Below are 22,259 nucleotides of genomic sequence, written 5' to 3' on the forward strand. Positions count from 1 at the left end.
GCCCGCCATGAGTGTTGAGTTCCTCGTCACCGCGTTCATCATCGTCGTCTCCCCGGGGACCGGCGCCGTCTACACCGTCGGGACCGGGTTGGCCCGCGGGTTACGCATGTCGGTCGTGGCGGCCTTCGGCTGCACCCTCGGCATCGTCCCCCACCTGGCCGCGGCGATCGCGGGACTGGCCGCCATCCTCCACACCAGTGCGGTGGCCTTCGAGAGCTTCAAGTGGGCCGGTGTCTGCTATCTGCTCTTCCTCGCCTGGCAGACGCTGCGTGAGAAGGGGGCGATGAAGATCGAGTCCGAGGAGACGGACAAGACCAAGGACAGGTCGGCCGCACAGGTCACGTGGACCGCCATTCTGATCAACTTCCTCAACCCGAAGCTGTCCATGTTCTTCCTGGCGTTCCTGCCCCAGTTCGTACCGACCGACAGCGGCAATTCGCTGCCTCAGATGCTCCAGCTCTCGGCCGTCTTCATGATCATGACCTTTGTCGTGTTCGTGATCTACGGGGCTCTCGCCGCGGCGGTGCGCGATCACATCATCTCCCGCCCGAAGGTGATGGCGTGGATGCGCCGGACCTTCGCCGTCGCCTTCGTCGGCCTGGGCGTTCAACTGGCGCTCGCCAGTCGCTGACCGCGGCTGCGAGCCCGCGGCGCGCACGACGCCGGCGGGGGTGAGCGGGCATCCGGCCGACCGAGGGGGAGACAGCAGCCATGCCGAACCACTTGTTCATCAAGCTCTGCGGGCTCAAGACACAGGAGGACGTCGACACGGCCGTCGAGGTGGGAGCCGACGCCATCGGGTTCATGTTCGCCGAGAGCCCTCGCCGGGTGGACGCCAGCACGGTCATCCGCCTGATGGAACGCATCCCGCCCCACGTGATGACCGTCGGGGTCTTCCGCGACCAGCCGGTGGATTACATCCGCTCGCTGGCCAACATCACCGGAATCCGGGCGATACAGCTCCACGGACACGAGGAGCGAGGGCACTTCGCCGCACTGGGAAACGGCGAGTGGACGCTGATCCGGGCCACGTCGTACCGCGAACCCGTGCCGAGGAACGGGCAGATGGGCGAGGACATCCTGCTCCTCGACGCGCCCACGCCCGGCGCCGGCGTCCCCTGGGACTGGACCCGCAGGTCTTTCCGTCCGCCCGGCGGGCAGTGGCTCCTGGCCGGCGGCCTCACCCCGGACAACGTGTCCCACGCCGTCGAAACCACCCGGCCCTGGGGCGTCGACGTGTCCAGCGGCATCGAAAGCGTCAGAGGGGTCAAGGACCCGGTGTTGATCAGAGCCTTCGTCAAGGCCGTACGCGCCGCGTCCTGAATACGTCAAGGAGCCGTCTTGCCCATTCGCCTGTACGACACCAGCGCCCGGCAGATCCGTGACTTCGCCCCCCTCATGCCGGGCTGCGTCTCGATCTACCTGTGCGGTGCCACCGTGCAGGCCGCCCCGCACATCGGGCACATCCGGTCGGGGCTGAACTTCGACATCATGCGCCGCTGGTTCGCCTACCGCGGCTACGAGGTCACGTTCATCCGCAACGTCACCGACATCGACGACAAGATCATCAGGAAGTCGGCCGAGCAGGGGCGTCCCTGGTGGTCCATCGGGTACGAGAACGAGCGGGCGTTCAACGACGCCTACGCCGCCCTGGGCTGCCTGCCGCCCACCTACGAGCCGCGTGCGACCGGCCACATCACCGAGATGGTCGAGATGATGCGCGGCCTCATCGAGCGCGGGCACGCCTACGAGGCCGACGGCAACGTCTACTTCGACGTGCGGTCCCTGCCGGGCTACCTGTCGCTGTCCAACCAGGACCTCGACGACCTGCGCCAGCCCTCCGAGGACGGCGAGACCGGCAAGCGGGACCCGCGGGACTTCGCCATGTGGAAGGCGGCCAAGCCCGGGGAGCCGAGCTGGCAGACGCCGTGGGGGCGGGGGCGGCCGGGCTGGCACCTGGAGTGCTCGGCGATGGCGCACAAGTACCTGGGCGAGGAGTTCGACATCCACGGGGGCGGGATCGACCTGATCTTCCCGCACCACGAGAACGAGATCGCCCAGGCCCGCGGCTTCGGCGACGCCTTCGCCCGGTACTGGGTGCACAACGCCTGGGTCACCATGAGCGGCGAGAAGATGTCGAAGTCGCTCGGCAACAGCGTGCTCGTGAGCGAGATGGTCAAGAAGTGGCGGCCGGTCGTGCTGCGCTACTACCTGGGCACCCCGCACTACCGCTCCACCATCGAGTACAGCGAGGAGTCCCTGCGCGAGGCCGAGTCGGCGTACGCGCGGATCGAGGGCTTCGTGCAGCGCGTCACCGAGCTGGCCGGCCATGCCGTCGAGCCCGCCGGCGAGGTGCCGCCCGCCTTCGGCGAGGCGATGGACGACGACCTGGGCGTCCCGCAGGCGCTCGCGATCGTGCACACCACCGTCCGGCAGGGCAACAGCGCGCTGGCCGCCGACGACAAGGACGCGGCCGTCGCCCGGCTCGCCGAGGTACGGGCCATGCTCGGCGTCCTCGGCCTGGACCCCCTGGACCCGCAGTGGGCGGGCGAGCAGGAACAGGGCGAGGACCTGCGGGACGTCGTCGACAGCCTCGTACGCCTCGTCCTCGACCAGCGCGAGAGCGCGCGGGCACGCAAGGACTGGGCCACCGCCGACGCCATCCGTAACCAGCTCGGACAGTCCGGACTCGTCATCGAGGACAGCCCGCAGGGACCCCGCTGGAGCCTCGGCACCCGCTGACCCGACCGGGCAGAACGGCCACAGCCCCCGGCTCGCCGGGGGCTGTGATGTCCGTGCGGTCGGCGGGGCGAAGATCCTGCTAGGGAAGGTTCCTCGCCATCACGATGCGCTGGACCTGGTTGGTGCCCTCGTAGATCTGGGTGATCTTGGCGTCGCGCATCATGCGCTCCACCGGGTAGTCACGGGTGTAGCCGTAGCCGCCGAGCAGCTGGACCGCGTCGGTGGTGACCTCCATGGCCACGTCGGAGGCGAAGCACTTGGCGGCGGCGCCCTGGAAGGTGAGGTCGCTGTCGCCGCGCTGGGACTTGGCGGCCGCGGCGTACGTCAGCTGGCGGGCGGCCTCGATCTTCATGGCCATGTCGGCGAGCATGAACTGGATGCCCTGGAAGTCGGCGATCGGCTTGCCGAACTGCTTGCGCTCCTGGACGTAGCCCTTGGCGTAGTCGAGGGCGCCCTGGGCGATGCCGAGGGCCTGGGCGGCGATGGTGATGCGGGTGTGGTCCAGCGTCTTCATGGCCGTCGCGAAGCCGGTGCCCTCCGCGCCGATCATGCGGTCGGCGGGGATGCGGACGTTGTCGAGGTAGACCTCGCGGGTCGGGGAGCCCTTGATGCCGAGTTTCTTCTCCGGGGCGCCGAAGGACACGCCCTCGTCGGACTTCTCCACGACGAAGGCGGAGATGCCCTTGGAGCGCTTGCTCGGGTCGGTGACGGCCATCACCGTGTAGTACTCGCTGACGCCCGCGTTGGTGATCCAGCGCTTGACGCCGTTGAGCACCCAGAAGTCGCCGTCGCGGACGGCCTTGGTCTTCATGCCGGCCGCGTCCGAGCCCGCGTCGGGCTCGGAGAGGCAGTAGGAGAACATGCCGTCGCCCTTGGCGAGCGGGGTCATGTACTTCTTCTTCAGCTCCTCGGAGCCGGAGAGGATCACCGGGAGCGAGCCGAGCTTGTTCACGGCCGGGATGAGGGAGGAGGAGGCGCAGGCGCGGGCCACCTCCTCGATCACGATGACCGTGGCGAGCGCGTCGGCGCCCGCGCCGCCGTACTCCTCGGGGACGTGCACCGCGTGCAGGTCGTTCGCGGTGAGGGCGTCCAGGGCCTCCTGCGGGAAGCGGGCCTCCTCGTCCACCGCGGCGGCGTACGGCGCGATCTTCGCCTCGGCCAGCGAGCGGACGGCGTCCCGGAGCATGTCGTGCTCCTCGGACGGGCGGTACAGGTCGAAGTCAGCCGATCCGGCCAAGGTGTCTCACGCTCCAAAACGCTGTGATGCTGGGCACGCTAACTACCGTTAAGTAACCCAAATTTTAGAGCCCCGGCCGTGCCGGTGGATAGGTGAGCTTGACGACAGCCGCCCGCAGGGCTTTCGCCGTGTCCCGGATATGCTCGGGCGCGCACCTCAGCCGTACACCTCTGGAGCACCCATGGCCCTCAAGATCACCGTGATCGGCACCGGCTATCTCGGCGCGACCCATGCGGCGGCGATGGCCGAGCTGGGTTTCGAGGTGCTGGGCCTGGACGTGGTGCCCGAGAAGATCGAGATGCTCCAGCGGGGCGAGGTCCCGATGTACGAGCCGGGTCTCGAGGAGCTGCTGCGCAAGCACGTCGCCGGTATCGAGGGCGCCAGCGGGCGGCTGCGCTTCACCACCGACTTCGCCGAGGTCGCCGCCTTCGGCGACGTGCACTTCCTGTGCGTGAACACCCCGCAGAAGCACGGCGAGTACGCCTGCGACATGTCGTACGTCGACTCCGCGCTGGCCTCGCTGGCCCCGCACCTGACCGGCCCGGCGCTGGTCGTCGGCAAGTCGACCGTGCCGGTGGGCTCCGCCGACCGGCTGGCCGCCTACCTGGCCGAGCACGCTCCGGCGGGCGACGAGGCCGAGCTGGCCTGGAACCCGGAGTTCCTGCGCGAGGGCTTCGCCGTCGAGGACACCCTGCACCCCGACCGGCTCGTGGTCGGCGTGCGCAGCGAGCGGGCCGAGCGGCTGCTGCGCGAGGTGTACGCGACGCCGATCGCGGAGGGCTCGCCGTTCGTCGTCACGGACTTCCCGACGGCCGAGCTGGTGAAGACCGCCGCGAACTCCTTCCTCGCCACCAAGATCTCCTTCATCAACGCGATGGCGGAGGTCTGCGAGGCGGCCGGCGGCGACGTCGCCAAGCTGGCGGAGGCGATCGGGTACGACGACCGGATCGGCAAGAAGTTCCTGCGGGCCGGGATCGGCTTCGGCGGCGGCTGCCTGCCGAAGGACATCCGCGCCTTCATGGCCCGCGCCGGTGAGCTGGGCGCCGACCAGGCGCTGACCTTCCTGCGCGAGATCGACTCGATCAACATGCGCCAGCGCGGCCAGATGGTGGAGCTGACCCGGCAGGCGCTGGGCGGCGGCCCCTTCCTCGGCAAGCGGATCGCGGTGCTCGGCGCCACCTTCAAGCCCGACTCGGACGACGTGCGCGACTCCCCCGCGCTGAACGTCGCCGGGCAGGTGCACCTCCAGGGCGCCCAGGTGACGGTGTACGACCCCAAGGGCATGGAGAACGCCCGGCGGCTCTTCCCGACCCTCGGCTACGCCGACTCGGCGCTGGAGGCGGTGCGGGGCGCGGACGTGGTGCTGCACCTCACCGAGTGGCGGGAGTTCCGTGAGCTGGACCCGGAGGCGCTCGGGCAGGCCGCCGCGGCCCGGGTGATCCTGGACGGGCGCAACGCCCTGGACCCCACTCTCTGGCGGAAGGCCGGCTGGACCTACCGGGCGATGGGCCGCCCCACCGCCTGACGACGGCACGCAGGACGCCGGTTCGGCCGAGGCTCAGTCGGCCGAACCGGCGTCCCGGGCATTCTGCCCCACCGAGCGGCGGTCGCAGTAGGCCCCGCAGCTCGCCCAGCGGTCCCGGACTTTCCCGAGCCCCGTGGACGCGGAGGACCGCACCCGTGCCTTCCGGGTTTGCGCCGGCCCGGCCGGGCACCCGTTCTGCCTCCGCGCCCGCTGAGCGCCGATCAGCCGATCCCGGGAGGTACCCGCATGGCACCCGCGGCACGTTTCCGTTCCGTCGTCGTCGACTGTCCCGAGCCCCGTGAGCTGGCCCGCTTCTACGCGGCGGTCGGGGGCGGCACGCCCGACGAGGCGGACCCGGACTGGGTGGTCCTCCAGGTGCCCGGCGGGCCCCGCCTGTCCTTCCAGCGGGCGCCGGACCTCACCCCGCCCGAGTGGCCGCGTTCCGACCGCAACGCCCAGCAGTTCCACCTCGACTTCGACGGCGGGGCGACCTGGGCGGAGATGGACGCCGCACACGAGAGGGTGCTCGCGCTGGGCGCCCGTCCGCTGGACCTGGAGGACCGGGAGGAGAAGGACTTCATGGTGTACGCCGATCCGGCGGGGCATCCGTTCTGCCTGTGCCGGATCGAGCACACCTGACGGCTCGCGCGGACTTCCCCGCTCGCGCTGACTACCCGTCCAGGTCGGCGATGGTCGCCGTGGACGGCTCGCGGCGCAGCTGGGCCGCCTTCGCGGTGAAGGCCGCGGCGCGCAGGACGCGCTGGACGTTGCCCCAGGTCAGCAGGGCCACGTCCGCCTCGTCCCAGCCGCGCCTGAGCAGCTCGGCGATGAGCCGCGGGTAGCAGGAGGCGTCGCCCAGCTCCAGGGGGTGGGCGGTGCCGGTGTCGTAGGTGCCGGACAGGCCGACGCTCTGCGGCCCGGCCACCGTGCGGACGTGGTCGAGGTGGTCGGCGACGTCCCGGACGGTCGGGCCGGTCTGCTCGGCGGTCAGCGGCACCATGCACAGGCCGCCGGCCGCGCCCAGCTCCACCAGCAGGTCGTCCGGGAGGTTGGCGGGGTGCGGGCGCAGGGCGCGGGCGGCGGAGCGGGTGCACAGCGCGGGCGCCTTGGACACCGCGAAGGTGCGGCGGACGGTCTCCGCGGAGGCGCCGGAGAGGTCGGCGACGACACCGAGCCGGTTCATCTCCCGGACGACCTCCTCGCCGAACCGGGTCAGCCCCGCCTCGCTCGCCCAGCTCACCCCGGACAGCGTCAGGGCGCGCAGGCCGAGGGCGTGCAGGGAACGCAGGATGCCGAGGCAGTCGCCGAGGGCGGCGGCGCCCGCGGGACCGGGCAGCACGGCGATCCGGCCGCAGTTGCGGGCGTCGATGGCCTGCCCCGCGTCGTAGGCCAGGCGCAGCCCCTCGGGGTGGGCCCGTACGACCGTCTTGACCAGGTCGAGCTGTTCCAGCGTGGCGCCGACCGCGCGGTCCCCGTCGAGGGACTCGGGCAGGTGCAGCGACCACAGCAGCGCCCCCACGTGCCCCGCGCGCAGCCGCGGCACGTCGGTGTCGACGGCGCTCTCGCCCAGCTCCAGGTCGTACCAGGGCAGGTGCCTGAGCGCCCAGGGCAGACCGTTGCAGCCGTCGGCGACGGGGTGGGCGGCCAGCACGGCGAGCGCCCGGGACAGCGGCTCGTCGTCGGGGTCGGACACGGGGGCGTAGGGCTCCGGCGGATAGGCCTCCGCGGCGAGCGGCATGGGCAGGTCGTCGAGCCCACCGGCTTCGGTACCGGTGTGCAGGTCGTCCTGGAGGTCTGCCATGACGGGCTCCGAACGGTCGTCGTGAGGTACGGCCACCGTCGCACGGAGCGGAAAGGGCTTCCTGGTGGATGGAGCGTTCGGGGGTACGCGGCTCGGCCGCCGGACATGCCCGGGCGGGGCGGCCGGACCCACCGGCTGCCCCGCCCTCGGTGAGGTGACGGCTCAGCCGTCCAGTTCCTCCAGCGACGCGTTGGACGGCTCCCGCGTGGCCTGGAGCCCCCGGGCCACCTCCTCGGCGGCGTCGAGGACGCGGACCGCGTTCTTCCAGGTCAGCTTGGCCAGGTCGGCCTGGGACCAGCCGCGCTCCAGCAGCTCGGCGATCAGGTTCGGGTAGCCGGAGACGTCGCCGAGGCCGTCCGGGGTGAAGGGCGTGCCGTCGTAGTCGCCGCCGATGCCGAGGTGGTCGACGCCCGCGACCTCGCGCATGTGGTCGAGGTGGTCGGCGACGGTGGAGACGGTGGCGACGGGACGCGGGACGCGCTCCTCGAAGGCGGCGTGCACCTTCATCGCCTCGGGGCTGGAGTCGAGGTGGTGGAAGCCGTGCGCGCGCATGTTCTCGTCGGCCTCGGCCGTCCAGTCCACGGCCGCCTGGAGCACGAACTTCGGCACGAACGTCACCATCGCCATGCCGCCGTTGGCCGGCAGCCGCTCCAGGACGTCGTCCGGGATGTTGCGCGGGTGGTCGCAGACGGCGCGGGAGGAGGAGTGCGAGAAGATCACCGGCGCGGTGGAGGTGTCCAGCGCGTCCCGCATCGTCGTCGCGGCGACGTGCGAGAGGTCGACCAGCATGCCCTCGCGGTTCATCTCCCGCACGACCTCGCGGCCGAAGGCCGACAGGCCGCCGACGCCGGGCTCGTCGGTCGCCGAGTCCGCCCACGCCACGTTGTCGTTGTGGGTGAGCGTCATGTAGCGCACGCCGAGCGCGTACAGGGCGCGCAGGGTGGCCAGCGAGTTGTCGATGGAGTGGCCGCCCTCGGCGCCCATCAGGGACGCGATCCGGCCCTCGGCCCGCGCGGCCTCCATGTCGGCGGCGGTCAGCGCGGCCCGCAGCTCCCCGGGGTGGCGGTCGATCAGCCGCCGTACGCAGTCGATCTGCTCCAGCGTCGCCGTCACCGCGCCCGGCAGGTCGGAGCGGACGTACACCGACCAGTACTGCGCGCCGACGCCGCCGGAGCGCAGCCGGGCCAGGTCGGTGTGCAGGTGGGCGGACTGGTCGGCGGCGATGTCGCGGGCGTCGAGGTCGTAGCGGACCTGTTCGCGCAGCGCCCAGGGCAGGTCGTTGTGCCCGTCGACGACCGGGAACTCGCGCAGCAGCTCGCGGGCCCGGTCGAGGGAGGCCGTGGAGGTCGTCATGGGCGTGCCTTCCGTCCCTTGCGTCGCTTGTCCGTCACTTGCCGAATCCGAAGCCGGCCGCGGAGCCCCCGACCTTGTTGCGCAGCCGCTTGCCCTTCTCGGTGGCCTGGTCGTTGAGTTCCTGCTGGAACTCGCGCATCCGGCCGAGCAGCTCCTCGTCGTGGGCGGCGAGGATGCGGGCGGCCAGCAGCCCGGCGTTGCGGGCACCGCCCACGGAGACGGTGGCGACGGGGACACCGGCCGGCATCTGCACGATGGACAGCAGGCTGTCCATGCCGTCCAGGTACTTCAGCGGCACCGGGACGCCGATGACCGGCAGCGGGGTGACGGAGGCGAGCATGCCGGGCAGGTGGGCGGCGCCCCCGGCCCCGGCGACGATCGCCTTCAGTCCGCGTCCGGCGGCCTGCTCGCCGTAGGCGATCATCTCGTGCGGCATGCGGTGCGCGGAGACGACGTCGACCTCGTAGGGGATCTCGAACTCGTCGAGGGCCTTGGCGGCGGCCTCCATGACGGGCCAGTCGGAGTCCGACCCCATGACGATGCCTACGACCGGGCTCACCGGGCTGGCCTGGCTCATTCGGTGATCGTCCCTCTCAGGTAGCCGGCAGCGTGACGGGCGCGCTCCAGCACGTCGTCCAGGTCGTCGCCGTAGGTGTTGACGTGGCCGACCTTGCGGCCGGGCTTCACGTCCTTGCCGTACATGTGGATCTTGAGCTGCGGGTCGCGGGCCATGCAGTGCAGGTACGCGGAGTACATGTCCGGGTAGTCGCCGCCCAGGACGTTGGCCATCACCGTCCACCTGGCGCGCGGGCGCGGGTCGCCGAGGGGGAGGTCGAGGACCGCGCGGACGTGGTTGGCGAACTGCGAGGTGATCGCGCCGTCCATCGTCCAGTGGCCGGAGTTGTGCGGGCGCATCGCCAGTTCGTTGACGAGGACGCGGCCGTCGCGGGTCTGGAACAGCTCGACGGCGAGGTGCCCGACGACGCCGAGTTCCTTGGCGATGCCGAGCGCCATCTCCTCGGCGCGCAGGGCCAGCGTCTCGTCGAGGTCGGGCGCCGGGGCGATCACCGTGTCGCAGACGCCGTTGACCTGCTGGGACTCGACGACGGGGTAGGCCACCGCCTGGCCGTGCGGGGAGCGGACCACGTTGGCGGCCAGCTCGCGGACGAAGTCGACCTTCTCCTCCGCCAGCACGGGGACTCCCGCGCGGAAGGGCTCGGCCGCCTCCTCGACGGAGTCCACGACCCACACGCCCTTGCCGTCGTACCCGCCGCGGACCGTCTTGAGGACAACGGGAAATCCGTCGCCCTCGTCCGCGAAGGCGGCCACGTCGGCCGGATCGCGCACGATCCGGTGCCGCGGGCAGGGCACGCCGATCGCGACGAGCTTCGCACGCATCACGCCCTTGTCCTGGGCGTGCACGAGCGCCTCGGGGCCGGGGCGGACGGGGATGCCGTCCGCCTCCAGGGCCTTGAGGTGCTCGGTCGGCACGTGCTCGTGATCGAAGGTGATCACGTCACAGCCGCGCGCGAACTCGCGCAACGTGTCCAGATCGCGATAGTCGCCGACGACGACTTCGTTCACGACCTGCGCCGCAGAGTCCTGAGGAGTGTCACTGAGAAGCTTGAACCTGATGCCGAGCGGGATGCCCGCCTCGTGTGTCATACGAGCGAGCTGGCCACCGCCGACCATGCCGACTACCGGGAACGTCACACCCCTAGCGTATCGGCCGCGCGGAGCCCACCTGTTTACCGGCCGTTTCCAGCCGGTCCAGACGCCCGTTCCGGCTCCCGTGGGACCGTCCGCAGGAAGATCGCGCGTCCGGGTGGTTAGCATGAACGGATTGACGCCAACCGATGGACGGGGGCCTGCACGGCCATGGGACATGGTTCCTCGGGTGCTCACACGGCTCCCTCCACGCCCGCGGCGCGGCGCGCCGGGATGCGGGGGCGGGTCGACCGGTTCGTGCGTGAGGTCGTGAAGTTCGGCGCCGTGGGCGGCGCGGGGGTGCTGGTCAACCTCCTCGTCTTCAACTTCGTGCGGCACGTCACCGACCTCCAGGTGGTGCGGGCCAGCATCGTCGCCACGGTCGTCGCGATCGTCTTCAACTACGTGGGCTTCCGCTACTTCACCTACCGCGACCGCGACAAGAGCGGCCAGACCCGCGAGATGTCGCTGTTCCTGGTGTTCAGCGCGGTCGGGCTGGTCATCGAGAACGGCGTGCTCTACACCGCGACGTACGGTTTCGGCTGGGACAGCCCGCTGCAGAGCAACATCTTCAAGTTCCTCGGCATCGGCCTCGGCACGCTCTTCCGCTTCTGGTCGTACCGCAGCTGGGTCTTCCGCGCGCTGCCCGCCCGTGAGCCGGTGACCCGGGCGGAGACCTTCCTGGAGCACGAGCACCCGACCGCGGTCCCCCGCGCCGACGGCGCCCCCGCCGGCCACCGCTGACCCGCTCCGCTCCCCTCGACCGGGGCGCTCAGCGCACGGTCGGGTCGCCGTCCCCCGAGGACTTCTTCGAGGGCGGCGTACGGGACAGGAACAGCCCGAAGACCGGTGGGCGCCCCTGGAGCAGCTCCAGGCGGCCGCCGTCCGCCTCGGCCAGGTCGCGGGCGACGGCGAGGCCGATGCCGGTGGAGTTGCGTCCGCTGATCGCCCGCTCGAAGATCCGCGCGCCCAGGTCGGCCGGGACGCCGGGGCCCTCGTCGGTGACCTCGACCACGGCCTGGTTGCCGGTCACCCGGGTCCGCAGGGCCACCGTGCCGTCGCCGTGCATCAGGGAGTTCTCGATCAGCGCGGCCAGCACCTGCGCCACGGCGCCCGGGGTGCCCACGGCCGTCAGGTGGCGCTTGCCCGAGCTGACGATGGCCCGGCCCTCACCGCGGTAGGCCGGGCGCCACTCGGCGATCTGCTGCTGGATCACGTCGTCCAGCTCGAAGGTGACGGCGGAGCCGCTGCGCGGGTCGCGGGAGTTGGTGAGCAGCCGGTCCACGACGTCGGTCAGCCGCTCCACCTGCGACAGCGCGATCGTCGCCTCCTCCTTCACCGTCTCCGGCTCGTCGGTGAGGGTGATCTCCTCCAGCCGCATCGACAGCGCGGTCAGCGGCGTACGCAGCTGGTGGGAGGCGTCCGCGGCCAGCCGCCGCTCGGCGGTGAGCATCCGGGCGATGCGCTCCGCGGAGGAGTCCAGCACGTCCGCGACCCGGTCCAGCTCGGGGACGCCGTACCGCTTGTGCCGCGGGCGCGGGTCGCCGGAGCCGAGGCGTTCGGCGGTCTCGGCGAGGTCGGTGAGCGGCGAGGCGAGGCGGTTGGCCTGCCGGATCGCCAGCAGGACGGCGGCGATCACCGCGAGCAGCGCCACCAGGCCGATGATCAGCAGCGTCCGCCCGACCTCCCGGGTGACCGAGGAGCTGGGCTCCTCGACGAGGACCGACTCGCCCTCCTCACCGGTGGCCCTGCCCTCAAGGACGTCGCCGGACGGCTTGCTGCCGACCTCGATGACCGGCTCGCCGGGGATGCGGATCACGGCGTACCGGGCGTCGCGGATCTGCTCCCGCAGGAAGACCTCGTCGACGGAGCCGGTGCCGATGAGCCGGCTGTCGACGATGCTGGCCAGCCGCACCGCCTCCAGGTCGACCCGTTCCTGGGCGGCGCTGCTGATGGTCCGGGTCTCGACGATGACGAGGGAGACGCCGAAGACGGCGATCACGACGAGCACCACGGCGAGCGTGGACTGGATCAGTCGGCGGCGCATGTCCTCTTACCCGGAAGGCCCCTCGGGGGCGCGCTCAGTTCTTCTCGAAACGGAAGCCCACGCCGCGCACGGTGGCGATGTAGCGGGGGTTGGCCGCGTCGTCCCCCAGCTTCTTGCGCAGCCAGGAGATATGCATGTCGAGGGTCTTGGTCGACGACCACCAGGTGGTGTCCCAGACCTCGCGCATCAGCTGGTCGCGGGTGACGACCCGGCCGGCGTCGCGCACCAGGACCCGCAGCAGGTCGAATTCCTTGGCGGTGAGCTGGAGCTCCTCCTCGCCCATCCAGGCCCGGTGCGACTCGACGTCGATGCGCACGCCGTGGGTGGCGGGCGGCTGCGCGGGCTCCACGGCGCCGCGCCGCAGCAGCGCCCGGACCCGGGCGAGCAGCTCGGCCAGGCGGAAGGGCTTGGTGACGTAGTCGTCGGCGCCCGCGTCCAGGCCGACGACGGTGTCCACCTCGTCGGCGCGGGCGGTCAGGATCAGGATCGGCACGGCGTGGCCCTCGGACCGCAGCCGGCGGGCGACCTCCAGACCGTCCATGCCCGGCAGGCCGAGGTCCAGCACGACCAGGTCGATGCCGCCCCGCAGCCCGGCGTCGAGTGCGGTGGGTCCGTCCTCACGCACCTCGACCTCGTACCCTTCCCTGCGCAGTGCGCGGGCCAGCGGCTCCGAGATGGACGCGTCGTCCTCGGCGAGCAGTACACGGGTCATGGCCTGATGGTAGACCGCTCGGAGCAACGCCCGGGGCAAGATCGCTGCCACCGCCGCCGCACAAGGGACAAGCCGGGCACCGGCCGCGCGCTCCCCGGACGGGCGCCGTACGACGGGCCCCGTCGACCCCGCGTCCGCACCTGGGGCTGTGGGGTGCCATCCTGTGATGGACCTTCGAAAGATCGTTCGCGGTTCCACTATTACCTGTGATCCGTGTCTCAAGTCCTTCCATACCGGGCGGTGTCCTGCCGTATGGTGAATCAGCGCCTGTAGCACCCCGCGGACCTTTGGCGACAGTTCGACGCTGAAGGTCTCTTTTGCGTGCGGGCCGGCCCCCACGGCCGGCCTTGAAAGGAATGACCTGTGGCCGGGCCTCACCGCGTGCAGTGACGCGCGCTAAGGCGTGGATCCCGGTGGCCGCCGCCCACCGCTTCGCAATCCGGAGCGGAATCCCTCAGGCGTGGGACGGGCGGGGAAGGCCGCCGGTGCCGGCCGCCCCCCACCGGGCGCGCATCGCCTCATGAGCGCGTCCCGACCAGCAAGGATCGACCATGGCGTCCAGCCTGACGAAGGACTCGGTCACCCCGGGCACCCCCGGCTCCGAGAAGACCTTCTTCGGCCACCCCCGCGGACTGGCCACACTCTTCATGACCGAGATGTGGGAGAGGTTCTCCTACTACGGCATGAGGGCTCTGCTCCCGCTGTACCTCGTCGCCCCGGGTGGCCTCGGCCTCGGCGCCGGCACCGCGACCGCGATCTACTCGGTGTACCTCTCGCTGGTGTACCTGCTCACGATGCCGGGCGGCTGGTTCGGCGACCGGGTCTGGGGCCCCCGCAAGACCGTCGCCGTCGCCGGCGGTGTGATCATGCTCGGCCACCTGACGCTGGCGCTGCCGTCCTCCGGCACGTTCTACGCGGGCCTGGGTCTGGTCGCCATCGGCTCGGGTCTGCTGAAGGCCAACATCTCCACGATGGTCGGCCAGCTCTACGACGGCCCCGACGACCCGCGCCGCGACGGTGGCTTCACCGTCTTCTACATGGGCATCAACCTCGGTGCCTTCGCCGCGCCGCTGACCATCGGCACCATCGGCGAGAACGTCAACTGGCACCTGGGCTTCGCGCTCGCCGCGGTCGGCATGGGCCTGGGCGTGCTCCAGTTCCTGATCGGCAGCCGCCACCTGGCCGCGCACTCCAGCGTGGTCCCGAAGCCGCTGTCCGTCCAGGAGAAGACCTCGACGCTGCGCAAGGCCGCGTTCTGGGCCGCGCTGGCCGTCGTCTTCTACGCGATCGTCGGCTTCTCCGGCCACTACACCCTGAACTGGGTCCTGGTCCCGCTGACCCTGCTCGGCGTGATCATCCCGGTGCTGGTGCTGACCAACATCAAGCGCGACAAGTCCCTGGACCGCGCCGAGCAGTCCAAGATGTCGGCGTACATCTGGTTCTTCGTCGCCGCCGCCGTGTTCTGGATGATCTACGACCAGGGCGGTTCGACCCTGTCGCTGTTCGCCGACTCCTCGGCCGACAACAGCGTCTTCGGCTGGGACTTCCCGGTCTCCTGGTACCAGTCGGTCAACCCGGTCATCATCATGGCCCTGGCCCCGGTCTTCGCCACGCTGTGGCTGGCGCTGAACCGCCGCGGCAAGGAGCCGAGCACGGTCGTCAAGTTCTGCGGCGGCCTGGTCCTGGTCGGCGCGTCCTTCTTCCTCTTCCTGGCCCCGCTGGGCATCGCGGAGGGCGGCCACAAGGCGGCGGCCCTGTGGCTGGTGGCGATCTACTTCGTCCAGACCTGCGGTGAGCTGATGCTCTCCCCGGTCGGCCTGTCGGTGACGACGAAGATGGCGCCGGTGAAGTACGCCTCGCAGATGATGGGCGTCTGGTTCCTGGCCGTCACCGCCGGTGACGCCACGACCGGTCTGCTCTCCATCGCCGGCGTCGACCTCAACAAGACGGGCATCGTCGCCGCGGAGGCGGCCCTCGCGGTGCTCGCCGGCGTCGCGATCTGGATGTACCGCAAGCGGGTCAAGGAACTCATGGGCGACGTGCGCTGAGGTCCGCGGACCCTGCGAGATCGCGGAGGGTCACCTCGTCCGGTGGACGGGGTGGCCCTCCGCGCTTCGGTCCGGCGCCGTCAGTCCTCGCCCCGCTCCCTGACCCGGTCCGCGTCGCTGTAGTCCTGGTGCCAGTACGGGTAGGGCAGCCGCGGAGCGCTGACCGCGTCGAGGGCGGCGTGCTCCTCGGGGGTCAGCGACCAGGTCGTCGCCGCCAGGTTGTCGGTGAGCTGGCGTTCGTTGCGGGCACCGATCACCACGGAGGTGACGCCCTTGCCGTCCAGGGCCCAGCGCAGTGCCACCTGGGCCGGGCTCACCTCCCGCTCCTGGGCGATCTTGCGCAGTACGTCGATGGTGTCGAAGGTGCGCTCGGGGTCCACGGGCTCGAACCAGCCCACCGCCCGCCGCGTCCCCGGGGGCGGCGTGGCGTCCCGCTCCTGGTGGCCACTGAGCAGCCCGCCGGCCAGCGGGCTCCACACCATGACGCCCACGCCCTCCGCCTCGGCCATGGGCAGCAGCTCCCACTCGACCTCGCGGGCCGCGAGGCTGTACTGGATCTGGTGCGAGGCGAAACGCTCGAGACCGGTCCGCTCGCTGGTGGCGAGGGCGCGGGTCAGCTGCCAGGACGTCAGGTTGGACGCACCGGTGTAGCGGACCTTGCCCGCCCGGACGAGGTCGTCCATGGCCCGCAGGGTCTCCTCCCACGGAGTGCGGCCGTCCCAGCCGTGCGTCTGGTAGAGGTCGATGTAGTCCGTGTCCAGTCGGCGCAGACTGGCCTCCACCGAGCGCACGATGTGGTGACGGGACAGGCCCCGGTCGTTCGGGCCGCTGCTGCCGTCGGGCATCTGCCAGCGCACCTTCGTCGCTATGATCACGTCGTCACGGCGGGCGCCGAGGGCCGCGCCGAGGACTTCCTCGGACTGTCCGGCGGAGTACATGTCGGCGGTGTCGAAGAAGTTGACGCCCGCGTCCATGCTCGTGTGGACGAGTCGCCGGGCCTCGATGGTGTTGAGCTGGCCCATGTGCTGGAAACCGTGCCGCCCGCCGAAGGTCATGGTGCCCAGGCAGATCTCGGAGACCTGGAGGCCGGTGCGGCCCAGGTGGCGCATGCGCATGTGATTCGTTCCCCTCGGTGTGCCGGTGCGTTCCGCGGTTCCTCAGCGCGCTTCCACGGAGACCTTGCCGCCGGCCGCCGGGGCCTCGGGCGCCGGGGCCTCGGCCGCCGCGGTCCGGTCGGGACGGAGGAAGGCGACGGCGGCGAGGCCCGCGAGGAGCAGCGCTCCGGCGGCGACCAGCAGACCCTCCTGTACGCCGTTGAGGACGGCGGCGGGGCCGCTGCCGCCCGCGGAGTCGATGCCGGCCGCGGCGACGGTGGCGAGGACCGGGGTGCCGACGGTGACGCCGAGCTGCTGGCCCGTGTAGGCGAGGCCGGTGGCCAGGCCCTGCTCGTGGTCCGGCAGCCCCGAGGTGGCGGTGATCATGTAGCCGACGACCGCGAGGAGGTGGCCGAACCCGCCGGTGGCGGTGGCGACGAGGAGCAGCGGCATGCTGCCGGCGGCGTCGAGGAAGTAGAGCGCGGCCGTGCTCGCGGCCTGCAGCAGCAGACCGTAGACGAGGGCCCGGTGGACGCCGATCACGCCGATGATCCGGGCGGCGAAGGCGCCGCCGACGACGGCCGCGACACCGAGGGCGGAGAAGGTGAAGCCGGCGTTGAGCGGGCTCATGCCGCGCACCTGCTGCAGGTACAGGGTCAGCAGGAACACCATGCCGGTCATCATCGCGAAGGTGATCAGGCCGGTGGTGTTGCCCCAGCTGACGGTGCGGCGGCGCAGCACCGTCAGGTCGACCAGGGGTGCGGCGACCCGTGACTCGACGGCGAAGAAGGCGACGAGGAGCACGAGCCCGGCGGCCAGGGAGAGCAGAGTGGTGGTGGAGCCCCAGCCGTTGCGCTCGGCCGAGGTGATGCCGAAGATCACCGAGAGGAGGCCGCCGGTGACGGTGACGGCGCCCAGGAGGTCCAGCTTCGGCGCCTTCTCGTTGCGGCTCTCCTTGATGAGGATCGGGGCGGCGACGGCGGCGACGATCCCGACGGGGACGCTGATGAAGAGCGTCACGCGCCAACTGGTGAAGTCGGTGATGACTCCGCCGAGGACGACGCCGGACAGGAAGCCGAGCGAGAGCAGGGCACCGTTGATGCCGAGCGCGCGGTCGCGCTGGGAGCCCTCGGCGAAGCTGGTGGTGAGCAGGGACATCGCCGCCGGGGTGAGCATGGCGGCCGCGACGCCCTGGGCGGCGCGGGCCGCGAGCAGGAAGCCGGGGGTGGGGGCGAGGCCGCCGGCCAGGGAGGCGACCGTGAAGAGGACCATGCCGGCGATGAACCAGTTGCGCCGGCCGTAGAGGTCGGCGGCCCGGCCGAAGAGCAGCAGCAGGCCGCCGGACGGCAGGGCGAAGGCGGTGACCACCCACTGCAGGTCGCTCAGCTCGAAGCCGAGGTCCTCGCCGAGGACGGGGAGGGCGACGCTGAGGATGGAGAAGTCCAGGGCGAGCATGAACTGCGTGCCGCACAGCAGGGCGATGATGAGCCACTGGCGGGTGGTGAACGGCGCTTTGCCGTTCGACTGAGTGACGGAGTCCGAAGTCATGCCAGAAGACTGGCAATTATCGCCATGCCCAGGGGAGCCCGAATTTATCCTGGGTCCATGACCACCAACCTCAACGCAGTACGGGAGCCCCGTCGACGCGAGGAGCTCAAGCACTTCCTGCGCGCCCGCCGGGAACGGCTCAGACCCGAGGACATGGGGTTCGCTCCCGGCGCACGTCGGCGCACGCCGGGACTGCGCCGGGAGGAGGTCGCGATGCTGGCGGGCATCGGCGCCTCCTGGTACACCTGGCTCGAACAGGGCCGGGACATCAAGGTGTCGGACCAGGTCGTGGACTCGATCAGCCGGGCGCTGCGGCTGGACGCCGTGGAACGCGACCACCTGTACCGGCTGGTGGGGATGAACCCGCCGCAGCGCACCGCCGACGGCCCCGCGGACACGGCCCGGTTGACGGCCCTGGTGGAGGGCTGGATGCCCAGTCCGGCGTATGTGATCGACCGGTGCTGGGACATCGTGGGGCTCAACCGCGCGGCCGGTCTCGTCTTCGGGTTCGGCGAGCGGGACACCAACTGCCTGGTGTCCTTCTTCACCAATCCGGCGTTCCGTGCGCGTCACCGGTACTGGGCGGACGTGGCTCCCGGCCTGGTCTCCGAGTTCCGCAGGGACGCCGCCCGCTACCCGGACGAGGCGCGGTTCACGTCGATCGCGCACCGGCTGACGCGGGAGAGCGAGGAGTTCGCGCAGCTGTGGTCGCGCTACGAGCTCACGGCGACGAACCAGGGCGCGAAGGCGATCGAGCATCCGCGGGCGGGGCTGCTGATCTTCGACCACTCGGTGCTGGAGATCCCGGACCGGCCGGGGATCCGGCTGATGCTGCACACGGCGCGGACCGGTACGGAGACCCGCGAGAGGGTCGTCGAACTGCTGGGGCGGGACGAGCGGAAGGGCAGGATCTCGCTGGTCGAGGTGGGCTGAGCCGGAGGACCGGCAAGAGAACGACTGAAGTCCGGCACGAGACCGGCCCGGGAAGCCAAGACAGACCTCACCTGAGTGACAATGCTCTGGTACATATGACTGCGGTCGGTTCCCCCTGAGCAGAGGACATCCCGTGGTCAAGAAGAGCAGGCTCGTCACCGCCGGCATCGCAGCCGCGGTGGCACTCGGCGTCGGATGCGCCACCCAGCCCGTGGCCCAGGCTGTGGCCGGGACCGAGGCCCCCGCCGCGGTCCCGGCCGACGTCCCCCCGGTCAGCGCGGTCACGCTGACCGAGGGCGTCACGTCGGCGCCCTTCAGGATCCGGGCGAACAGCGACCGCAAGGTCCTCTACCGCAAGGCGGTCGTGCAGCCGGGCGCTTCCACGGGCTGGCACTACCACGTGGGCGAGGAGATAGCCGTCATCAACTCCGGCACCTTCACCCGGATCGACGGATCGGACTGCTCGGTGGAGGAGTACGGCCCGGGGGAATCGCTCGTGGAACCGGTGGGTCCGGACACCGTGCACCTGGGCATCAACAAGGGCACCGAGCCGGTCGAGTTGTACGTCGTCGACATCATCCCCACCACGGCGCTCACGCCGACCACCGCCGCCCCGGACCCGGGCTGCGACATCGACGGGGGAACCGCGACGGGCTCGAAGGGCGAGGCCAACTGATGCGCCTGCCGACGCCGTTGGGCATCTCGGGCCCCGCCCTCTGGCTGCCCCCGGACCGGCAGAGCGCGGCGGAGGCGGTCACGCGCGGGCTGGTCGACGCCGAGACCGCCGACGAACTCGGGTACGCCGCACTTCCGGTGGCCGGCCTGGCGCCGCCCCAGATGGCGGTCGAGGCGGGGCGCCAGGCGCTCTCCGCGGCCGGGGCCGACCCCGGCACGGTGGGCCTGCTGCTGCACGCCTGGATCCACTACCAGGGGCACGACCTGTGGTCCCCGGCGCACTTCGTCGCCGACCGGCTGGGCGCCGACCGCGCCGTGCCCCTCGGCGTCCAGCAGGTGTGCAACGGCGGAGCGGCGGCCGTGGAACTGGCCGCCGCCCGGCTCTTCGTCGAACCCGGCCTCGGGCACGCCCTGATCACCACCGCCGACGCCTTCCCGGAGCCCGGCTTCGACCGCTGGAGCGGGGACTACGGCATCGGGTACGGCGACGGGGCCACCGCCCTCGTCCTGCACCACCTGCCGGGGAGCGAGGGCGGCCGGCCGGCCGATCTGGTCCTGCACGCCCTCGCCACGGTCGCCGCACCCCGGCTGGAGCGCATGCACCGCGGAGACGACCCGTTCGGCCCGGCCGCCCGCTCGCTCGGGCCGACGGTGGACATCCGCCGGACCAAGAAGGCGTTCCTGCGGGCGGAGGGCATGGAGGCGTTCACCGAGGCGAGCGCCGCGTCGCTGCGGTCCGCGACGGAGACCTGCCTGGCGGCCGCGGGGATGTCCGCGACGGGCGACGTGCCGCTGCGTTACGTGGTGGCGCCGCGGCTCGGCCGCAAGACCATCGACCTGGCCTACGCACCTCTGCTGACCAAGCTCACCGGGGCGGAACTGCTGCGGCCCGGCGGCGACACCGGACACCTGGGCGCCGGTGATGCCGCGGCCAGCCTCGCGGAGCTGCACGCCGGGCGGATGCTGGGCCCCGGCGAGTACGCGCTGGTGGTGAGCGCGGGTGCCGGGTTCACCTGGTCGTGCCTGCTGGTCAGCGGGACCTGAACGGACGGCGCGTACAGCCGCGCGAGCGCGCCCAGCAGGGCGGCCATTCACACGAAAACGCTCGGCCGGGAGGCCCCGGCCGAGCGCCTGTGCGCGCCGCTCACCGCCCGGTCGGCGGTTCAGCGTCCCTCGTCGGTCCCCGTCAGCTGGTCACCCGGAGCGCCGGCGCCAGGCTGTGCATCATGCTGCCCACGCTCCAGCGGTCCTGCTGCCGTACGACGGTGACGCGCTCGGTCGGCCTGCGCGGGTGCATGTCGAGCGACGGCTCGCCGCGCAGGATGTCCTGCTCCATCTGGACCAGGAAGGGCGACGGCTCCAGTCCCAGCTCCTCCACCAGCCGGGCCCGCAGCCGCCGCATCACCGCGAGCGACTCCGCTCGCCGGCCGCAGCGGTAGAGCGCGAGCATCAGGTGCCGGTGGAAGTTCTCGTGGAGCGGGTGGCGGGCGGTGAGCTCGGTGATCTCCGGCACCAGGGTGTGGTGGGCGCCGCGCTGGAGGTCGGCGTAGATCCGGTGCTCCAGCGTGCACAGGAGGGACTCGTCCAGGTGGACGATCCGGGCGCCGAGCAGTTCCCCGGCCTCCACGTTGACGAGTGCCGGGCCGCGCCACAGCGCCACCGCCTGGTGGAGCAGATCCGAGCCCTCGACGAATTCACCGCGCTGGACCGCGGCGTTCCCCGCGGCGGTCAGCATCTCGTACTCGGTGATGTCGAGCGCGACTCCCTGAGTGGACAGCACATAACTGCCGCCCTCGGTGACGAGGATTTCTTCAGCGACTTCGTTGGCGCTCTTTCCGAGGGCTTCCGCGATGGTACGGCGGACCTGCCCGATGTATGTCTGGATTGTCGCGGTGGCAGTACGGGGCGGGTTGTCGCCCCACAACTCCTGCACGAGCGCATTGACTGAAATCGCACTGTCGGCATTGACCGCGAGCAGAGCCAGCAGGCGGCGCGGCTTGGGCGCCAGCACGACCGGCTCCAGGTCATCGCCGAGTATTGTCATCGGCCCCAGGACATGAATCTGCACCATTCCCCCTTATTGGTACATCCATCCCAGCTTTGCAGCGGAATGTCCAAACCTTCGTCCCCCGTACCGGTTGCGGCCTGGCAGGGGTCGCATCGGTCAGCCTAGCAGAAATCCGACTGAAAACCGTTTCCGCAAGCCCTCCGCGCGAAGTTTTCACGCCCCGGATCTCCCGCTGTTACCTGCCTCACAAACAGCCAAAAGGAAAGCCGCGCTGAATTTCGTCGGCGAACGAATTCAACGCGGCCTTGCCGTCCTCCCGGCATATACCAGGGGACTATTTGATTGAATCAAGAACGGAAATGGCCCGTTCCAGGTACTCCTCGAACCGCGCCCTTTCCTCGGGCGTGAACTCGGCGCCCAGCGTCCCCTCGACACGCAGGGCCGCCTTGTCGGCCTGCTTCGCGACGGCACGGCCCGCCCGGGTCGCCCGGTTGACCACGACCTTCTGGTGCAGTTCCGAGGGCTCGCGGAAGACCATGCCGGCCTTCTCCAGGTTGGTGAGCACCGTCGCCATCGTCTGTGGCGTGACCATGCACTCGCGCGCGAGCTGGGCCGCGGACATGCCGTCCGAGACCGACAGCAACAGCAGAACCGAGTACTGGGGCACCGTCAGGCCGAACTCTCGCAGCACGTCCGTCTTGCGCCCGATCAGCGCCTGCTCGGCCCGCTTGATCGTGTGCCCGAGCCGGCCCGCGGCGACCGTCTCCGTCGTCTTCGCCATAGCAATAGTCTTGCATACGACAGAAGACGAAGCAGTAGTCGTGCGTTG

Annotated in this window: 21 protein-coding genes; 10 read left to right on the forward strand and 11 right to left on the reverse strand. The window is 71.1% G+C overall.

All coding sequences use genetic code 11. The features are described from left to right. The first annotated feature begins 7 nt into the window (after positions 1–7). From ACGH52_RS15855 to cysS, 3 genes are all read left to right on the forward strand, one after another. A complete protein-coding gene (locus tag ACGH52_RS15855; protein ID WP_399939999.1) occupies positions 8–631 on the forward strand; it encodes a LysE family translocator in 624 nt (207 codons plus the stop codon). Between the two features lie 80 nt (positions 632–711). Then, positions 712–1,323, forward strand: coding sequence for a phosphoribosylanthranilate isomerase (locus ACGH52_RS15860; RefSeq protein WP_121702622.1), 612 nt, complete (start codon positions 712–714; stop codon positions 1,321–1,323). Positions 1,324–1,341: 18 nt separating this feature from the next. Further along, positions 1,342–2,742, forward strand: a complete 1,401-nt coding sequence (gene cysS, locus ACGH52_RS15865) for a cysteine--tRNA ligase (protein WP_399940003.1) — start codon at positions 1,342–1,344, stop codon at positions 2,740–2,742. A gap of 79 nt (positions 2,743–2,821) precedes the next feature. Here the strand turns inward: cysS and ACGH52_RS15870 are convergent, their stop codons facing one another. Then, positions 2,822–3,979 (reverse strand): acyl-CoA dehydrogenase, encoded by a 1,158-nt coding sequence (locus ACGH52_RS15870; protein WP_059302056.1) that lies wholly within the window; start codon positions 3,977–3,979, stop codon positions 2,822–2,824. A 181-nt stretch (positions 3,980–4,160) separates the two neighbouring features. Here ACGH52_RS15870 and ACGH52_RS15875 point away from each other — a divergent pair, with 181 nt between their 5' ends. Further along, complete coding sequence (locus ACGH52_RS15875; RefSeq protein WP_399940007.1) at positions 4,161–5,504, forward strand: UDP-glucose dehydrogenase family protein; 1,344 nt, start codon at positions 4,161–4,163, stop codon at positions 5,502–5,504. A gap of 246 nt (positions 5,505–5,750) precedes the next feature. Next, the gene (locus ACGH52_RS15880) at positions 5,751–6,143 is read left to right on the forward strand and encodes a VOC family protein (RefSeq protein WP_059302059.1); all 393 of its coding nucleotides are present in this window, start codon (positions 5,751–5,753) and stop codon (positions 6,141–6,143) included. A 31-nt stretch (positions 6,144–6,174) separates the two neighbouring features. Here ACGH52_RS15880 and ACGH52_RS15885 read toward each other — a convergent pair whose 3' ends face one another. The 4 genes from ACGH52_RS15885 to ACGH52_RS15900 form a co-directional block, all read right to left on the reverse strand. Next, the gene (locus ACGH52_RS15885) at positions 6,175–7,305 is read right to left on the reverse strand and encodes a dipeptidase (protein ID WP_059302130.1); all 1,131 of its coding nucleotides are present in this window, start codon (positions 7,303–7,305) and stop codon (positions 6,175–6,177) included. Positions 7,306–7,467: 162 nt separating this feature from the next. Then, positions 7,468–8,658 (reverse strand): dipeptidase, encoded by a 1,191-nt coding sequence (locus tag ACGH52_RS15890; RefSeq protein ID WP_210977685.1) that lies wholly within the window; start codon positions 8,656–8,658, stop codon positions 7,468–7,470. A 34-nt stretch (positions 8,659–8,692) separates the two neighbouring features. Continuing rightward, positions 8,693–9,235, reverse strand: coding sequence for a 5-(carboxyamino)imidazole ribonucleotide mutase (gene purE / locus ACGH52_RS15895; protein ID WP_059302061.1), 543 nt, complete (start codon positions 9,233–9,235; stop codon positions 8,693–8,695). Beyond that, a complete protein-coding gene (locus ACGH52_RS15900; RefSeq protein ID WP_076974726.1) occupies positions 9,232–10,371 on the reverse strand; it encodes a 5-(carboxyamino)imidazole ribonucleotide synthase in 1,140 nt (379 codons plus the stop codon). Before ACGH52_RS15900 ends, purE begins: the two co-directional genes overlap by 4 nt. A gap of 165 nt (positions 10,372–10,536) precedes the next feature. On the opposite strand from ACGH52_RS15900, the gene ACGH52_RS15905 reads away from it, so the two are divergent. Then, a complete protein-coding gene (locus ACGH52_RS15905) occupies positions 10,537–11,109 on the forward strand; it encodes a GtrA family protein (protein WP_059302063.1) in 573 nt (190 codons plus the stop codon). 28 nt (positions 11,110–11,137) lie between these two features. Here the strand turns inward: ACGH52_RS15905 and draK are convergent, their stop codons facing one another. Both draK and ACGH52_RS15915 read right to left on the reverse strand, forming a co-directional pair. Continuing rightward, complete coding sequence (gene draK / locus ACGH52_RS15910) at positions 11,138–12,412, reverse strand: two-component system sensor histidine kinase DraK (RefSeq protein ID WP_076974727.1); 1,275 nt, start codon at positions 12,410–12,412, stop codon at positions 11,138–11,140. Between the two features lie 34 nt (positions 12,413–12,446). Then, positions 12,447–13,124, reverse strand: a complete 678-nt coding sequence (locus ACGH52_RS15915; RefSeq protein ID WP_059302065.1) for a response regulator transcription factor — start codon at positions 13,122–13,124, stop codon at positions 12,447–12,449. 551 nt (positions 13,125–13,675) lie between these two features. Between ACGH52_RS15915 and ACGH52_RS15920 the strand changes: the two genes are divergently transcribed. After that, complete coding sequence (locus ACGH52_RS15920) at positions 13,676–15,172, forward strand: MFS transporter (protein ID WP_059302066.1); 1,497 nt, start codon at positions 13,676–13,678, stop codon at positions 15,170–15,172. Positions 15,173–15,252: 80 nt separating this feature from the next. Here ACGH52_RS15920 and ACGH52_RS15925 read toward each other — a convergent pair whose 3' ends face one another. Then, on the reverse strand, positions 15,253–16,287 hold the full coding sequence (locus ACGH52_RS15925) for an aldo/keto reductase (RefSeq protein WP_059302067.1): 1,035 nt from the start codon (positions 16,285–16,287) through the stop codon (positions 15,253–15,255). Positions 16,288–16,329: 42 nt separating this feature from the next. Then, positions 16,330–17,814: an MFS transporter gene (locus ACGH52_RS15930; RefSeq protein WP_210977684.1), complete on the reverse strand. Its 1,485-nt coding sequence runs from the start codon at positions 17,812–17,814 to the stop codon at positions 16,330–16,332. 57 nt (positions 17,815–17,871) lie between these two features. On the opposite strand from ACGH52_RS15930, the gene ACGH52_RS15935 reads away from it, so the two are divergent. The 3 genes from ACGH52_RS15935 (at position 17,872) to ACGH52_RS15945 (ending at position 20,466) form a co-directional block, all read left to right on the forward strand. Further along, positions 17,872–18,747, forward strand: a complete 876-nt coding sequence (locus ACGH52_RS15935; RefSeq protein ID WP_059302069.1) for a helix-turn-helix transcriptional regulator — start codon at positions 17,872–17,874, stop codon at positions 18,745–18,747. A 133-nt stretch (positions 18,748–18,880) separates the two neighbouring features. Continuing rightward, on the forward strand, positions 18,881–19,423 hold the full coding sequence (locus ACGH52_RS15940; RefSeq protein WP_193777835.1) for a cupin domain-containing protein: 543 nt from the start codon (positions 18,881–18,883) through the stop codon (positions 19,421–19,423). After that, the gene (locus ACGH52_RS15945; RefSeq protein ID WP_399940017.1) at positions 19,423–20,466 is read left to right on the forward strand and encodes a 3-oxoacyl-ACP synthase; all 1,044 of its coding nucleotides are present in this window, start codon (positions 19,423–19,425) and stop codon (positions 20,464–20,466) included. Before ACGH52_RS15940 ends, ACGH52_RS15945 begins: the two co-directional genes overlap by 1 nt. 142 nt (positions 20,467–20,608) lie before the next feature. Here ACGH52_RS15945 and ACGH52_RS15950 read toward each other — a convergent pair whose 3' ends face one another. Beyond that, on the reverse strand, positions 20,609–21,466 hold the full coding sequence (locus ACGH52_RS15950; protein WP_399940020.1) for a BTAD domain-containing putative transcriptional regulator: 858 nt from the start codon (positions 21,464–21,466) through the stop codon (positions 20,609–20,611). A gap of 298 nt (positions 21,467–21,764) precedes the next feature. Next, a complete protein-coding gene (locus tag ACGH52_RS15955; protein ID WP_059302073.1) occupies positions 21,765–22,211 on the reverse strand; it encodes a MarR family winged helix-turn-helix transcriptional regulator in 447 nt (148 codons plus the stop codon). Between the last annotated feature and the right edge of the window lie 48 nt (positions 22,212–22,259).

Origin of the sequence: Streptomyces sp. BBFR25, assembly GCF_044590125.1 — a bacterium.
Classification (GTDB): Bacteria; Actinomycetota; Actinomycetes; order Streptomycetales; family Streptomycetaceae; genus Streptomyces; species Streptomyces canus_D.

What these genes read in the sequence shown, in the direction of transcription:
- ACGH52_RS15905 (WP_059302063.1), top strand. Translation starts at nt 10,537, where the DNA reads ATGGGACATGGTTCCTCGGGTGCTCACACGGCTCCCTCCACGCCCGCG.
- ACGH52_RS15930 (WP_210977684.1), bottom strand. Translation starts at nt 17,814, where the DNA reads ATGACTTCGGACTCCGTCACTCAGTCGAACGGCAAAGCGCCGTTCACC.
- ACGH52_RS15880 (WP_059302059.1), top strand. Translation starts at nt 5,751, where the DNA reads ATGGCACCCGCGGCACGTTTCCGTTCCGTCGTCGTCGACTGTCCCGAG.
- ACGH52_RS15950 (WP_399940020.1), bottom strand. Translation starts at nt 21,466, where the DNA reads ATGACAATACTCGGCGATGACCTGGAGCCGGTCGTGCTGGCGCCCAAG.
- ACGH52_RS15935 (WP_059302069.1), top strand. Translation starts at nt 17,872, where the DNA reads ATGACCACCAACCTCAACGCAGTACGGGAGCCCCGTCGACGCGAGGAG.
- purE (WP_059302061.1), bottom strand. Translation starts at nt 9,235, where the DNA reads ATGAGCCAGGCCAGCCCGGTGAGCCCGGTCGTAGGCATCGTCATGGGG.
- ACGH52_RS15915 (WP_059302065.1), bottom strand. Translation starts at nt 13,124, where the DNA reads ATGACCCGTGTACTGCTCGCCGAGGACGACGCGTCCATCTCGGAGCCG.
- ACGH52_RS15955 (WP_059302073.1), bottom strand. Translation starts at nt 22,211, where the DNA reads ATGGCGAAGACGACGGAGACGGTCGCCGCGGGCCGGCTCGGGCACACG.
- ACGH52_RS15920 (WP_059302066.1), top strand. Translation starts at nt 13,676, where the DNA reads ATGGCGTCCAGCCTGACGAAGGACTCGGTCACCCCGGGCACCCCCGGC.
- ACGH52_RS15860 (WP_121702622.1), top strand. Translation starts at nt 712, where the DNA reads ATGCCGAACCACTTGTTCATCAAGCTCTGCGGGCTCAAGACACAGGAG.
- ACGH52_RS15945 (WP_399940017.1), top strand. Translation starts at nt 19,423, where the DNA reads ATGCGCCTGCCGACGCCGTTGGGCATCTCGGGCCCCGCCCTCTGGCTG.
- ACGH52_RS15925 (WP_059302067.1), bottom strand. Translation starts at nt 16,287, where the DNA reads ATGCGCATGCGCCACCTGGGCCGCACCGGCCTCCAGGTCTCCGAGATC.
- ACGH52_RS15885 (WP_059302130.1), bottom strand. Translation starts at nt 7,305, where the DNA reads ATGGCAGACCTCCAGGACGACCTGCACACCGGTACCGAAGCCGGTGGG.
- ACGH52_RS15855 (WP_399939999.1), top strand. Translation starts at nt 8, where the DNA reads ATGAGTGTTGAGTTCCTCGTCACCGCGTTCATCATCGTCGTCTCCCCG.
- ACGH52_RS15875 (WP_399940007.1), top strand. Translation starts at nt 4,161, where the DNA reads ATGGCCCTCAAGATCACCGTGATCGGCACCGGCTATCTCGGCGCGACC.
- ACGH52_RS15890 (WP_210977685.1), bottom strand. Translation starts at nt 8,658, where the DNA reads ATGACGACCTCCACGGCCTCCCTCGACCGGGCCCGCGAGCTGCTGCGC.
- draK (WP_076974727.1), bottom strand. Translation starts at nt 12,412, where the DNA reads ATGCGCCGCCGACTGATCCAGTCCACGCTCGCCGTGGTGCTCGTCGTG.